Raw genomic sequence first — 14490 nt, forward strand, 5'->3', positions numbered from 1 at the left:
AGGTGATCTCTCTGCGCAGGTGCTGTATCTCGTTCACCTTTCACGTGATATTTGATCATCCGGCAATAGAACAAGGGACGGGAACGGATTGTTCAGCTACCTAAAGGAATATACACGGAAATATTACCTACCTCATGTGAGCGGGTACCTTTCAGGGAGGCGCTTTGTGTTTTTTGGGTAAAAGCTATCTGGAAGCGGTGAAAGGCAATGCCCATCCCATAATCTATTCGGGTATTCCAGGGCAGCAGGGTGGCCTTGTTGAAAGATTTACGCACTTCAAACCGGCTATTGCGCCAGCTAAACAGGCCGCCTTCCAGCAGGGCATTGTACCAGGTATACTCCACCGTGGGGCGCAAAAAGGCATAGATCTGCAGCTTTTTTCCCCGCTGTGCGCTGCCTGCCCTGATACCAAAATAAGGGTTCATATGCCCTATGCGCAGGGTGGCATGCACGGCACCACCATCCAGCATGGTACCTACATTAGCTGAAGCGCCGCCAATAAGCTCTACAGAAGGGCCGGGCTGCCATACCATTCTTTCATAGGTAAAGTTGTAGTTAAGCAGCGGGGCATTGGGCAGCTGGTTTTCCCAACCCATGGGCGGTTCATAATTCAATACATTATGCACCCACTTCTGGGCATCTTCCGCAAAAGACAAGGGGCCCATTACGCCCATGACCAGCTCCGACTGCAGGCTGAACTTTCTTACCGGGTCATAGGAATCCAGCCCGTGGCTCAGGAACAGTGCGCCGGAGTAGGAGTAATCATCCGGCAGATACTTGGTTTCACTCAGGTTCTTAGGTGTTATCATTACCTGCATCACGCTCCAGTGATAGGTGTTAATGGCATTTTTACCCGTACGTGGCAGTATGAGCTTATCTAAAAAACGGGTGGGTTTCTTTTTCTGGTAAAAGTAATCTATACGGGTGCCGTTGGTATAAGATTCATCGGTACCCTGCCCGCGGATATTCAGAAAATCATTGTCCTCATATATGCGCAGCAGGTGATGAATGCTATCGGCCGTGCTGATTACCTGGCAGTTAGCTTTAACAGCTAAAAATAATAATAGTGCTCCTGTCAATAATGCTCTCATACTTCCTGTTTTACCGTTCAGTTTTATTCAATGCATTACAGCGGTAGCAGTGGCAGGTTGGCATAACAATATGTCAGTGCTGAATTAATCAGCATGGCATAGTATTAACAGTTTTGTCAGTTGCAGGAGTTTGGGATAGTGGTATAGTAAACGACAGATCTAGCGATCAATAACTATGCCGGGGGCCTGGTTATTGGCTGAATAAAGATAGGATTTGGGGACAAGAAATCTTATTGAAAATTGTCTTGTGCATCATATATTTTCTCTATGGGCGTAACATTGCCAGGAAGCGGCCGTTATAAAAACAGTTGTTCTTTTAACCATTATTTTTACTTAATATGCAAACGTTCGTTTGTGAAACCGCATAAGATTACTGTAGATACATTTTTATTTTTTAACCATTAAACCCAATTTGGTATGCAACCCAACAACCAAACCCAAAAGCCCTTCTTTGCACAATTCCTGGAAGACCAGGCCCCGCAACAGGAAGAAAGCCGTAGCACCGGATCAGCAGAAAATTTAATGACATTAAAATTCCCTTCTGACCGGGAAGAGGACGGCGGCGATTGGCTGTACTAAAAGTCATCACAACATTGGCAGTATCCCTGCTTTTTTTAACAATCTAAACCCTTTTAATTATGCAATTGGACAATCAGGTGCAGAAGCCTTTTTTTGCTCAATTCCTGGAGGCGCAACAGTCCGCTGAAGGCCAGGAAAACGGCATTTGGCCCATTATTACGAGTAAGCTGACAGATCATCCGAATGAAACACAAAAGTTTCCTTCTGATGGGGATGAAACCGATATCTAAACCGGTAAAACTTTCATCGTGCAAGCAATAGCCAACGGGCTATTGCTTGTTTTATTAATAAAGGGCATGATACTTTGCATTACGCACACACAGGATTATTATACCATAGATAAGGTGCAGCAGCACCTGGAAAAAATGGGTCATGCCACCTGGCGCCTGAACTCCGATGAATTTGGCACCCAATACCAGTTTGAGTATATACCGGGTAAGGACATGTACCTGCAGCAAGGCGCAAAACGTATAGCCGCCGCCGATATTACCGGTGTGTGGTACCGGAAGCTGTGGGCGCTGCAAACACCTTCTGCGCTGGATACGGCCTACATACCGGTGTTCAATAAAGAATACCGCACCAGTCTGCATATTTTTTTTGATGCGCTGCAGCAGGTTCCATGGATCAATAAAATGGAGACAGATCATGCAGTGGGTAACAACAAGCTGTTACAGCTGCAGGAAGCGCAGCTGAGCGGCTTAACCATACCCCGTACCCTGCTTACCAATAACCCCGGGCAGGTGCAGGCTTTTTATACGGCCTGCCAGGGTAATATGATCATGAAGCTGCACGGCGCTTTAAGCCGCAGCATGGATGCCAGCGGTGCATTTTTTCCTACTACCCGTGTTACAGAACAGCATTTATTGCAGCTGGATACGCTGGCTTATTGCCCCATGATATTCCAGGAATATGTGCCCAAAGCCTATGAGCTGCGTATAGCTTATGTGGATGGGGCTTTTTATACCGGTAGAATCAATGCCGTGCTGGATGCCGCCGGGCAAACAGACTGGCGGGCAGCCCACGTAACCCTGCCCTGGGAACCCTACTTGCTACCGGATGCAGTAGCTGCCGGCTTACATACATTTATGCAGCGGCTTAACCTGCCCTTTGGCGCTATAGATATGATACGGCGGCCGGATGGGGAGTACGTGTTCCTGGAAGTAAACCCGCAGGGGGAGTGGGGCATGCTGCAAAAATACCTGGGCTATCCCATTGCTGAAACCATTGCAGAAAAACTTGTAAATAAGATACAACATGGCTAAACAAAAGGTAGTTATCATTACCCATACCGCAGATAATATTTGTATAGATACCGTAAGCCGCTTTGTGCACGAAGCAGGGGGCGAAGCCATTCGCTTTAACGTAGATACTTACCCGTTACATACCCGCTTAAGCTCCATATACCAGCAGCAGCAACAGCACATTTTCCTGGAAAATGAAACCGGCGCCCATACCCTGCACGATGCAGCCGGCATCTGGTACCGGCGCAGCTATAACGTTGGCAAAGGGCTGCAGGATGCGCTGGATAAGGAATTCCGGCAGGCTGCCATGCAGGAAACCAAACGCACCCTGTTTGGTATGATGGAGGCCCTGGATATTTTCCAGATGGAGCGTTTCAGCGTATACCGCCGCCTGGAAAGTAAGGAAGAGCAATTACGTATAGCCGTTGCCTGTGGGTTAAAGGTGCCTGCCACCTGTATCAGTAATGATGCCGCTGCCATCCGCCGGTTTATAGATACTGTAAACGCGCCGGTGATCACCAAAATGCAAAGCTCTTTTGCCATTTACCGGGAGGGCATAGAACATGTGGTATTTACCAACGCGGTAGATGAAAATCATTTGCAGGAGCTGGAGAGTGTGCAGTACTGCCCTATGGTGTTCCAGGAGCGGATCGGGAAACAGCTGGAGCTGCGGGTAACTATTGTTGGGTATGAGGTGTTTGCTTTCAGCATTAACTCTGCCGTGTCAGAAAGGGCTGCTACAGACTGGCGTAAGGAAGGCGCTGCCCTGATACAGAGCTGGGAACCCTACCGCCTGCCGGATGAGGTGCAGCAAAAGCTGCTCACTTTTATGGACCGTTATGGGCTTAACTATGGCGCTATTGACCTGATACTGACGCCTGATAATCAATACTATTTCCTGGAAGTAAATGCTGCCGGGGAATATTTCTGGCTGGATGAGCTGTGCGATAACGCCATTTCCCGGCAAATAGCCCAGGTGCTTATGGGAAAGGCCGCCCATCGCGGCGCCTGACACGAATTATGCATTTTTGTTATCTAATGAAAACGAATGTTATCCGTACTACGTATATATTTGTTCTAATACCTGGTACGGATAGGTGAATGCACGGGGAACTGTATATTTAATCCATTCCACGTATCCGCCATTAAAAGTTTGTCATTGGATCTCAAAACATATATAGACAGTGGGGCAATTGAGTGCTGCCTGCTAGGGTTGGCTACTCCCGACGAGGAGGGGCAGCTGGATCATATGCGGCGCCGGTATCCCGAGCTGGAATCTGAAATTTCAGTGGTAGCATTTAAGCTGCAGCAGGCTGCTATGGCAGGCGGGGTTACGCCGCCTGCACAGGTATGGGAATACATTAGCCATAAGGTGCAATGGGAAACCGGTGAAAAGCGCCGCCGTCGTAAACGCCGGGAGCCACCAGCCTATACCGTTATTAACTTACAGGAAGCGCCGCGCAACCAGCATATGCAGGTAAGCATCTGGTGGCGTTGTATCTTTATTGGTTTATGTGTGCTGCTGATAGCGCTGCTGGCAAGCAGCATTTATTTCTATAACAAATACCAGGAGCTGGAAAACAGGCTGCTTCATAATTATCCTGCATCAACCGCTCCTGCTTCAACAAAATAACCTTTACCGGTGTTTAACTGGTATATTTCTTGCTTTTGTATCGTGCAAAAGTTGAGATTTGCAGTCAAATTAAATTTTAACAGATGAAGATGAAAAATCTTGCCCTGGCAGCATTATGCCTGATCGTAGCATCCCTGTTTGCCGTTTCCTGCGCCAGCTCATCCGGCGCTACCTCCACCACACAGGACATTTCTAAAAGCAGTGTAAAAGGTAACTGGGTGGTTACCGACATCCAGTTTGAAGGGATCCCCGCCAACAGTAAGGTAACTGTGTTTGATGAGGCTTCCTATAACTGCTTTAAAGGCAGCAACTGGGTATTACCTTCCAATGGCAAAGGTTCTTATACTTTATCGGCCACTTCAGATGGGTGTACTACTGCTACCCAGCCCATTATGTGGTCATTATACAAAAATGGCGGAGCCAGCATGTTTCAGTTTAAGAAACTGTCAGAAGGGGTAAAAGCCAAAAATGTAACAGATGGTTATCGGGTAGAGCTTAGCTCTAACGATGGTAATACAATGGTGTGGAAAGCACCGGTAACCTTTGAAGGTAACAGCGCATATATCATTTATACGCTGCAGAAAACCAGGTAAGCTTACCCGAAGGAATGTAAAAGTGAAATGCCACGAACATGGGTATGTACCCGGTATCGTGGCATTTCACTTTTACATTTATATCCTTTTTGGGTCCGGCCCCGCACTTTATAAATAGCGCATCATAGTTTTATCGCAGCTTTTAACCCACTTCCCCTTTTTCTCCTTTGATCTCTTTACCTGCAAAGCGCATAAACAGCTGCGCCAGCTTATCCTGCTGGCCCTGCAGGTGGGTGAACTGGAATTGCCGTACCAGCTTAAAATTTTTCACCGGTAATATTTTAAACTCACCTGCTTCCAGCTCCCTGCTTACGGCCTGTAAGGAAAGAAAGGCTGCGCCGGGCGCATGATGCAGGTACGACTTCATGCTTTCCGTGCTGCTCATATACATGGCTATATTCAAATCGGTTAGTTTTAGCTTTAAGCGTTTAAGCTCCTCCGTTATAACCTCCAGTGTGCCGGAGCCCTGCTCCCTTACCAGCAGGGGAATGGCCGCCAGTTCAGCGGCTGTTAATACTTCACCGGCCCCGTAGCTGTAATTCACATTGCCAATAAGGGCAATTTCGTCTTTGGCAAACTCCGTGTACTTTAACTGTGGGTTGCGGGAGCTGCCTTCTATAATGCCCAGCTGTATATTCTTTTCCAGCAGGTACTGTTCTATTTGTTCTGAGTTACCGCTGATAAGGGAGGTTTTAATTTCAGGATACCGCTGGTTAAACCTTGCCAGCAGCGGTGGTATAAAATATTGGGCAATAGTGGTGCTGGCGCCTATTTGCAGCCGCCCGCCCCTTTCATGTTTTAACTGGTTAATATCATATTCCAGGTTGCGGTAGCTGGTAAAGATCTCATCTGCATAGCGCATTACAATACGGCCTGCCGGCGTAATGGTGATCTTATTGCCAATGCGTTCAAACAGCGCCATACCTAATTGCTGCTCCAGCTCATGAATATGTTTGGTAACGGCCGGTTGTGAAATAAACAGCTCTTCTGCAGCCTTGGTAAAGCTTAAGCGTTTAGCCACGGTATAAAAGACCTTTAATCTGAAATCCAACATGATGTGAAAATACGAATTATGCTGAATGCGGAACGCTGAATGCTTAGCGCAGGTATTGAACGCTGCAGGTTGAACGTAAATAATTAAGAGCGCCCAGGTGCATAATCAATAATGATTATGAACTATCAGGCTGGTGTGTGATCAGCATTCGGCATCCAACATCCGGGCTCCGGCGTTCCGCGTTAAGCATTCAGCGTTAGGCCTTTGGCGTTAAGCATAAAAAAAGGGTGTTTCCGAAGAAACTCCCCTTTACTATAACAGTTTTAAACCTTACTAAACCTTAGCTTTTCTTTTTTGCAGCATCCTTATTGGCTTTATAGCGCATATCAGCGGTGCCGTCTTTCTTTTTAGGGCCTTCAGTGGCCGTGGTCTTATTGGCTTTGTAGCGTTTGTCCGGTGTACCGTCCTTCTTTAAAGGCGTACCGGTGCTGGCTGCCGCTTTTTCCGTTTTGGCTTTGGGTTTGGCGGTGGCCGGCGTTTGGGCCATGGATACAGAAGCGCCTAAGAGCAGGATCAATATCGCCGTCAGAAATTGCTTCATACAAAAGGTGTTTTAGACTAGTAATATACGTATAAAAAGTATTTCCCCGTAAAAAAACCCGTATAAATACGCTTGTCCGGCATGACCATCAGAATGTACCTTTGTACTGTCCAATAGATGCAGTTAACCCCTAAGATTTCACCACCTATTGATGCAATGTGTTGAAACGCTTTTCACAACATCCTGTTAACCTCAAAAAATAGCTATAGCAAAATGTCCGCCCCACCCCAGGCGGGCATTTTTATTTTTAGTTGGCCTGGGTTTCCACCCACATGCCATTCTCTTTTATCAGGTTTATGAGCTCTGTTACGGCTACTTCACTGTTCAATCCACGCTTTACCACTTCCTTACCGCGGTACAGGGTTATTTTACCTACCCCGCTGCCTACATAGCCAAAGTCCGCATCGGCCATTTCACCGGGGCCGTTCACAATACAACCCATAATAGCAATTTTTACCCCTTTCAGGTGGTTGGTTACTGCGCGGATCTTAGCGGTAGTTTCCTGTAGGTCAAACAAAGTACGGCCGCAGGAAGGGCAGGAGATATACTCTGTTTTGGAGATACGCGTACGCGTAGCCTGTAAAATGCCAAAGGCCACCGGGTTAATACGGGCCAGGTCCTGCAGGCTGCGCTGCTGTGTGTAATTAATGCCCAGGCCTATACCATCGCCAAAACCATCCAGCAGCAGGGCGCCGGTTTCTATGGCGTATTGCAGCAGGCGGTCATCTGCTTCGGTATGTGTGCTGGAGCTTAATAAGATCACCGGGTTAGCTACCTGCTGCTCCATCAGCGTCATGAGCATACGGCGCATTTCCGGCATGGCATGCTTATTCTCTGTAGCCACTATGCATAGTACCGCGGTGGTATCTGTTTTCAGCTTTTGCAGCAGGGTACTTGTTAAGGGCTTTCCGCTGTCGGTATCTATTACGTTCAGTACAGCCGATCTTTTGCCCGTGCCCAGGTATGCTTCCTGTGTCAGGTAAGGAAAGTACTTCTCCTTATCCGTGGCCTGTAACCAGGTTTCATACGGGGTTATCACCTTTAAAGTGCCGGGTAAGGCAAAAGGTAATACCTGCTCTGTAAAAATATAATCAGCTGCCTGGTCGGCAATATTCCATTTGTCGGTATCCGCATCGTAATGGTACCCGATGGCTTCCAGGTCATTGGGTTGAATATTTTTAATGCCCCCGAAATCAGCTACTACTACCGGTACCTGTTTACCGCCAATATTATCTACGGCAATGGTTTCCCGGCGTTTGTATTCAAAGGGGGAGTAAGGCGGCTTATCTATGGAAAGGATAGGTGCATGCCCTTCCCGGTTAGTATAACGTTTCACCAGGTCGCGGCACACCGGCAGCTCAAATTCAGGGTCTTCCGTGAGTGATACGCGAATGGTATCGCCCACGCCATCTTCCAGCAGGGCGCCAATGCCTATGGCCGATTTGATACGGCCGTCTTCCCCGTCGCCGGCTTCCGTTACACCCAGGTGCAGGGGATAGCAATGTCCCAGCTCCTGCTGCATGGTATGCACCAGCAGGCGGTAGGCCTGCACCATTACCTGCGGGTTGCTGGATTTCATGCTCAGCACAATGTTATGGTAGTTCAGGTCTCCGGCAATGCGAAGGAATTCCATGGCGCTTTCCACCATACCCATAGGCGTATCACCGTAGCGGCTCATAATACGGTCGCTGAGGGAGCCATGGTTGGTGCCAATACGCATGGCAGTGCCATATTCCTTACAAATATTCACCAACGGGGTAAACCGGTCGCGGATGCGCTCTATCTCCTCCGCGTACTCCGCATCAGTATATACCAGGGTCTCAAACTTCTTTTTGTCCACATAGTTACCTGGGTTCACCCGCACTTTTTCTACAATACGGGCGGCAATTTCAGCCGCATTGGGCGTAAAATGTATATCGGCTACCAGGGGCGTGTGGTAGCCCCTTTTGCGTAATTCGTTCCTAATGGGCAGCAGGTTCTCCGCCTCGCTTTTGCTGGGGGCGGTAATACGTACCAGCTCTGCCCCGGCTTCTATACAACGGATAGCTTGTGCCACGGTGCCGGCAGTGTCCATGGTATCCGTTGTGGTCATGGTTTGAATGCGGATAGGGTGATTGTTCCCGATAAGCAGGTCGCCCACCTTTACTTCCAGGGTGGGTAAACGCTTATATGCTGTGAGTGAAGGGCAATATAGCTGCATAGTGCTGCAAAGGTAAAGAATAGTGGCAAGTTGTTAATTATTATGAGCGGCATACACCCACGGCCTCAATTTTTTAAATTTGAAGTGTATGCTGCAAAAAAACACGGATATACCTTACCAGCAGCTGCCCTTTGTAGGACAGTTCAACATCTTCCCCCTGCTGGGCTTTAAAACCGAGCTTACCCGGCAGCCGCACCGGCATGATCATTACCAGGTGGTATGGTTTTCCAAAGGCAGCGGGCAGCATATAGTGGATTTTGTATCCTATGAGCTGGAGGATAATATGCTGTTCCTGCTGGAACCCGGGCAGGTGCACCAGCTGCTGGATGATGCCAAGGAAGGCCACGTGATCACCTTTACGGAGCATTTTTACTTCAGCAACCGTCATGAGCAGGCTACCATGTACGATTTTACCAACCTGTTTGACGCTACCCGCGGGTATGCGCCCATCCGCATCAGTAACCGTACTGCCGCCACTTTCCAGCTGCTGGCAGAGCTGATGTACCGGGAAAAAAGCGCTTCCGGCAGCAGCCGCAGCATCATAAAACATTACCTGAACGCCTTTTTATTGCAGGCAGAAAGGGAAAAGAAACGCAATGCTGCCCAGGCCATTGCGCCCCTGAAGGGCGATGAGCGGGTAGTGCTGCTGCGCCGCCTGCTGGAAAAAAATTTCCGGGCACAGCACCACGTTACCTTTTATGCCAGCGAATTTTCCCTTACGCCCAAGCGCCTGAACGAGATAACCCGCGAAAAAACAGGTAAAACCGTTACAGAACTGCTGCACGATCGCCTGGTGCTGGAAGCCAAGCGCAAACTATCTTTCAGCCACCAAAGCGTAAAAGAGATCAGCTATGAACTGGGCTTTGAAGACCCGGCCTATTTTAGCCGCTTTTTTAAGAACCACGCCGGTATTGCCCCGCAGGATTTCCGGGATGTAATGTTCAAATAGTACAAGGCAATAACCGTTTTGTCCTAACAGGAACGCGGCCCGCTTGCTAATTTTGCGGGGAAAGTTTAACACAGCTGTTTTTATACGCCGGCCAATCCATTTAGCAGCAAAGGGACGCCGGCCTTTTCCCTTTCAACTACACTCATGAACCTGATCAAGCTAGCCTTACAAAAGCCCATTGCCGTCATTGTAATTGTGATAGGCCTGCTTTTTTTCGGCATTTCATCGTTGCGTGATATTAAGATCGATATTTTCCCGGATCTGAACCTGCCCTCCATTTACGTATCGCAGCCTTATGGTGGTATGTCGCCGCAGCAAATGGAAGGTTTTATTTCCACTAACTACCAGAACCTGTTCCTGTATGTAACCGGTATTAAAGACATTGAAACAAAGAATATACAAGGATTATCCATGCTTAAGCTTACCTTCTATGAAGGTACCAACATGGCCCAGGCAGCGTCGGAGGTAACGGCAATGGCTAACCGCGCATTTTCGCAAATGCCTAACGGAACGCAACCACCGTTCCTGATACGGTTCGATGCTTCTACGCTGCCTATTGGCCAGCTGGCGCTTAGCAGCCCTAGCCGCAGCAATAATGAGCTGCAGGATCTGGCCATGACGGTGGTCCGTCCCTCGTTCTCCCGCATTGCCGGCTTAACCTCACCGGCCGCATTTGGCGGTAACAACCGCACCATTGTGATCCGGGTAGATCCGGCGCTGATGCGCAGCCACCACCTTACGCCCGACCAGATTGTAGCTGCGGTAAAGGATAATAACCAGATCTCGCCCGCCGGTAATGTGCGTATCGGGGATATTACCTACCTCACGCCCAGCAACACCGTAATACGCACTATTAAAGAGTTTGAAAATATTCCCCTGGTAATGGGCAGCGGCCCTTCCGTATACCTGCGTGATGTGGCGCGGGTAGAAGATGCGGCGGATCTCACCACCAGCTACGCCGTTATTAACGGCAAACGTTCGGTATACCTGCCGGTTATTAAAACCGGCGACGCCTCTACCTGGACGGTAGTAAAGAACCTGAAAGCCGCTCTTCCGGATATTCAGAAGCTGCTGCCGGAAGATGTGAAGGTGATCTTTGAATTTGACCAGAGCGTGTATGTAGTAAATGCCGTAAAAAGCCTGATCAGCGAAGGCGTAATAGGCGCAGTGCTTACCGGCTTAATGGTGCTGCTTTTCCTGGGCGATAAGCGCAGCGCATTGATCGTGATCGTTACCATACCGGTATCTATTATCATTGGGGTAATGGGCCTGCGCCTGGCAGGGCAAACCATTAATATTATGACGCTGAGCGGCCTTGCGCTGGCTGTTGGCGTGCTGGTAGATGAAAGTACCGTAACTATTGAGAACATTCACCAGCACCTGGAAATGGGTAAGCCCAAAGCCCGGGCCATTTGGGATGCCTGTAAGGAAATTGCGTTCCCAAAATTGCTGATCCTGTTCTGTATCCTGGCCGTATTTGCACCTTCCTTTACCATGAAGGGAGTGCCCCGTTCTATGTTCCTGCCACTATCGCTGGCCATTGGGTTTTCCATGATCGCTTCTTACCTGCTGTCGCAAACACTGGTACCCGTACTCTCCAACTGGATCCTGAAAGCAGAGCTGTTTAAGCATCATGTAAAAGCCAAAGGTGCGGTGCACGAAAAAAATAATGACTACATAGAACAGGAGCTGCAATACGAAAGAGAGCACAGGCAGGAAATATCCCGTTTTGACCGTTTTAAGCTGCGCTTTATGGGCTGGCTGGAAGGGTTGATGAAATGGCGCAAAGTAGCCACTATCAGCTATTTTGTGGGCATCCTTATTATTGCAGCCCTTTGTTTTAGTTTTATTGGGCGCGATATTTTGCCTAAGCTGAATAACGGCCAGTTCCAGCTACGGTTAAAAGCGCCGGAAGGCACCCGCCTGGAACGTACGGAAAATATGCTGCTGCAGGCGGTGGATATTCTGAAACAAACCGTAGGCGAAAAAAATATTGACATCACCTCTTCCTTCATAGGTACGCACCCGTCATCCTACTCCACCAGCCCCATTTATCTGTTTATGGCCGGGCCTAATGAAGCTGTGATGCAGGTGAATCTGAAAGAGGATTATAAGGTGAATATGGACGATTTCAAGGAGCGGCTGCGCAAACGCATTCACCGGCAAATGCCGGAAGTAAAAATGACGTTTGAGCCCATTGATCTTACAGATAAGGTAATGAGCCAGGGCGCCGCTACACCTATAGAAATAGCGGTCAGAGGCAAGAACCTGGATCTGAGCAAACCCTACGCACTAAAGCTGCTGGCAGAAATTAAAAAGATCCCTTACCTGCGGGATGTGCAGATCGTACAGCCGCTGAACTACCCGGCCATCCGCGTGAATATAGACCGGGAAAGGGCCGGACAGCTGGGCGTAAGTATTACCGACATTTCCAAATCACTTACAGCCGCCACCTCATCCAGCCGGTTTACGGAAAAAAATATCTGGCTGGATGAAAAGAATGCACAGTCTTATTTTGTGCAGATCAGCATACCGGAAAATGAAATGAGCAGCATGAATGATATGGCAGCCATTCCCATTTCAAAAGACCGCACCCGCCCGCTGTTGGGCGATGTAGCCACTTTGCAGCCGGATACCGTGGCAGGAGAGTACGACCGTGTAGGCGCAGTACGTATTATATCCATTGGCGCCAACGTGCATAAAGTGGACCTGGGCAAAGCCAGTGCAGCGGTGGATGCTGCCATTAAACGCGCCGGTGAGCCGCCCCGTGGTATTAGTGTTGAAAAGCGCGGCTTAACACTGCTGTTGGATGAAACGCTGGACAGCCTGCAATCCGGCCTGCTGGTAGCCGCCGTGGTGATCCTGTTATTGCTCACGGCCAATTTCCAGTCGTTCAGGGCAGCACTGGTAGTGGTAAGCGCTATACCCGCTGTACTGGCAGGCTCGCTGATCATGCTGCTGCTTACCGGCTCTACGCTTAACCTGCAATCCTACATGGGTATGATCATGTCTGTAGGCGTATCAGTAGCTAATGCCGTGCTGCTGGTAACCAACGCTGAACATTTGCGCAGGGAAAACGGCAATGCCATGAAATCGGCTATGGAAAGCGTTTCCATACGTCTGCGCCCTATTTTAATGACCACTATTGCCATGGTGGTAGGTATGATACCCATGGCCAGCGGCCTGGGTGAAGCGGGCGATCAGACTGCGCCTTTGGGCCGTGCAGTAATAGGCGGGCTGCTGGCATCCACCATAGCATCGCTGTTCATACTGCCGCTCATTTTTTCCTGGCTGCTGCAAAAGGCTGGTACGCATTCCGTATCCCTTGACCCGGATGATGTGAACAGCCAGCATTATTGCAGCGAGTAACGAAACTTAAAAATTATTGAAACGGATGAATATTAAGCTACCTATAGGATGGTTAAGTGTGCCGGTGCTGTTGCTGCTGGCCGCCTGCCATGGATCGCATGCGGAAGAGGAGGAAGGCAATGAGGCTGATGCGGCCGTGCAGGTAAAAACCATTACCCTGCATAAAAGCCAGCTGGAAAATGTGCTGAAGCTGCCGGGGGAAATAAAGCCCTTTCAGTTTGCAGACCTGTATGCCAAGTTAAACAGCTATGTAAAACAGGTAAAGGTAGACCTGGGCAGCCAGGTAACGGAAGGGCAAGTGCTGGCCACGCTGGAAGCGCCTGAAATGAGCAGCCAGCTAATGGGCGCACAATCCCGCCTGTACACCAAAGAAGCGGTGTTCCGTGCCAGCAGGGCTACCTACGAGCGTATGGTTAAAACCAGCCAGGTGCCGGGCACCATATCGCCCAACGACCTGGATATGAGCGGGGCTAAAATGAGCGCCGACAGCGCCGAATGGCTGGCCGCCCGATCCGCCTACCAGGAGGTGCAGCGCATGCTGGACTACCTGGTGATCCGCGCGCCGTTCAATGGCGTTATCAGCCAGCGTAACATACACCCGGGTGCGTATGTAGGCCCTGGCTCTAAGGGTGCTGACCTGCCTATGTTCCGGCTGGAGGAGCAGAGCCGTTTACGTTTATCCGTAGCCGTACCGGAATCTTATACCGATGCATTGCAGCAGGCCGGTGATGTGCGCTTTACCGTAAAATCATTACCCGGCGATACTTTCACCGCCAAAGTAGCCCGTGTGGCCGGCAGCCTAGATATTAAGCTGCGTACGGAAACGCTTGAAATGGACATTAACAATAAAGATAAAAAGCTGCTGCCCGGCATGTATGCAGAGGCCCAGGTGCCGCTGCCCGGTAAAAAGGATGTATACATTGTACCTAAAAGCGCGCTGGTAAGCAACTCAGAAAAAGTATTTGTAATAAGGGTTGATCAGAATAAAGCAAAATGGGTGCCTGTGCAGCGTGGCAACGAATACAACGGCATGGTGGAAGTATTTGGCAGCCTGGAGGAAAATGAAGTGCTGATAAAGAATGCCAGCGATGAAATTAAGGAAGGGACTACGTTAAGTGCTGAACGCTAAACGCTTAATGCTTAACGCTGCCTGCGTTATGTGGGTACAAGCGTTCAGCGTTGTGCGTTGAGCATTCAGCATTTTTTAGACTGGCACAATAAATCAGCAAAGGGTCATTAT

The 14490-nt window shown here is 49.2% G+C and carries 13 protein-coding genes; 9 read left to right on the forward strand and 4 right to left on the reverse strand.

Going from position 1 to position 14490, the window contains the following annotated elements:
- Positions 1-92: 92 nt before the first annotated feature.
- Positions 93-1091, reverse strand: coding sequence for a lipid A deacylase LpxR family protein (locus tag BMZ54_RS05450; protein WP_089907221.1), 999 nt, complete (start codon positions 1089-1091; stop codon positions 93-95).
- A 417-nt stretch (positions 1092-1508) separates the two neighbouring features.
- On the opposite strand from BMZ54_RS05450, the gene BMZ54_RS05455 reads away from it, so the two are divergent.
- From BMZ54_RS05455 to BMZ54_RS05480, 6 genes are all read left to right on the forward strand, one after another.
- Positions 1509-1670 carry a microviridin/marinostatin family tricyclic proteinase inhibitor gene (locus BMZ54_RS05455; protein ID WP_089907222.1) on the forward strand — a complete coding sequence of 54 codons (162 nt, stop codon included), beginning with the start codon at positions 1509-1511 and terminating at the stop codon, positions 1668-1670.
- 59 nt (positions 1671-1729) lie between these two features.
- Positions 1730-1900 (forward strand): microviridin/marinostatin family tricyclic proteinase inhibitor, encoded by a 171-nt coding sequence (locus tag BMZ54_RS05460; protein WP_089907224.1) that lies wholly within the window; start codon positions 1730-1732, stop codon positions 1898-1900.
- A gap of 18 nt (positions 1901-1918) precedes the next feature.
- Entirely contained in the window at positions 1919-2932 is a 1014-nt protein-coding gene (locus BMZ54_RS05465) for an MvdC/MvdD family ATP grasp protein (protein ID WP_143080915.1), read from the forward strand.
- Complete coding sequence (locus BMZ54_RS05470; protein ID WP_089907228.1) at positions 2925-3923, forward strand: MvdC/MvdD family ATP grasp protein; 999 nt, start codon at positions 2925-2927, stop codon at positions 3921-3923. The genes BMZ54_RS05465 and BMZ54_RS05470 overlap by 8 nt, the downstream gene beginning before the upstream one ends.
- A 147-nt stretch (positions 3924-4070) precedes the next feature.
- Positions 4071-4544 (forward strand): hypothetical protein, encoded by a 474-nt coding sequence (locus BMZ54_RS05475; protein WP_089907230.1) that lies wholly within the window; start codon positions 4071-4073, stop codon positions 4542-4544.
- An 89-nt stretch (positions 4545-4633) separates the two neighbouring features.
- Positions 4634-5137, forward strand: a complete 504-nt coding sequence (locus BMZ54_RS05480; protein WP_162277477.1) for a lipocalin family protein — start codon at positions 4634-4636, stop codon at positions 5135-5137.
- A 142-nt stretch (positions 5138-5279) separates the two neighbouring features.
- Here the strand turns inward: BMZ54_RS05480 and BMZ54_RS05485 are convergent, their stop codons facing one another.
- The 3 genes from BMZ54_RS05485 to ispG all read right to left on the reverse strand — a co-directional run bounded on the left by BMZ54_RS05485 (position 5280) and on the right by ispG (position 8932).
- Entirely contained in the window at positions 5280-6191 is a 912-nt protein-coding gene (locus BMZ54_RS05485) for a LysR substrate-binding domain-containing protein (protein WP_089907234.1), read from the reverse strand.
- A gap of 280 nt (positions 6192-6471) precedes the next feature.
- On the reverse strand, positions 6472-6732 hold the full coding sequence (locus BMZ54_RS05490) for a hypothetical protein (RefSeq protein WP_089907236.1): 261 nt from the start codon (positions 6730-6732) through the stop codon (positions 6472-6474).
- Between the two features lie 247 nt (positions 6733-6979).
- A complete protein-coding gene (ispG, locus tag BMZ54_RS05495; RefSeq protein WP_089907237.1) occupies positions 6980-8932 on the reverse strand; it encodes a (E)-4-hydroxy-3-methylbut-2-enyl-diphosphate synthase in 1953 nt (650 codons plus the stop codon).
- Between the two features lie 88 nt (positions 8933-9020).
- Here ispG and BMZ54_RS05500 point away from each other — a divergent pair, with 88 nt between their 5' ends.
- The 3 genes from BMZ54_RS05500 to BMZ54_RS05510 all read left to right on the forward strand — a co-directional run bounded on the left by BMZ54_RS05500 (position 9021) and on the right by BMZ54_RS05510 (position 14379).
- The gene (locus tag BMZ54_RS05500) at positions 9021-9881 is read left to right on the forward strand and encodes a helix-turn-helix domain-containing protein (protein WP_089907239.1); all 861 of its coding nucleotides are present in this window, start codon (positions 9021-9023) and stop codon (positions 9879-9881) included.
- Between the two features lie 144 nt (positions 9882-10025).
- Complete coding sequence (locus BMZ54_RS05505; protein ID WP_089907240.1) at positions 10026-13250, forward strand: efflux RND transporter permease subunit; 3225 nt, start codon at positions 10026-10028, stop codon at positions 13248-13250.
- Positions 13251-13275: 25 nt separating this feature from the next.
- Positions 13276-14379 (forward strand): efflux RND transporter periplasmic adaptor subunit, encoded by a 1104-nt coding sequence (locus BMZ54_RS05510; RefSeq protein ID WP_089907242.1) that lies wholly within the window; start codon positions 13276-13278, stop codon positions 14377-14379.
- The last annotated feature ends 111 nt before the right edge of the window (positions 14380-14490 follow it).

It is taken from the genome of Chitinophaga rupis (assembly GCF_900109685.1).
Classification (GTDB): domain Bacteria; phylum Bacteroidota; class Bacteroidia; order Chitinophagales; family Chitinophagaceae; genus Chitinophaga; species Chitinophaga rupis.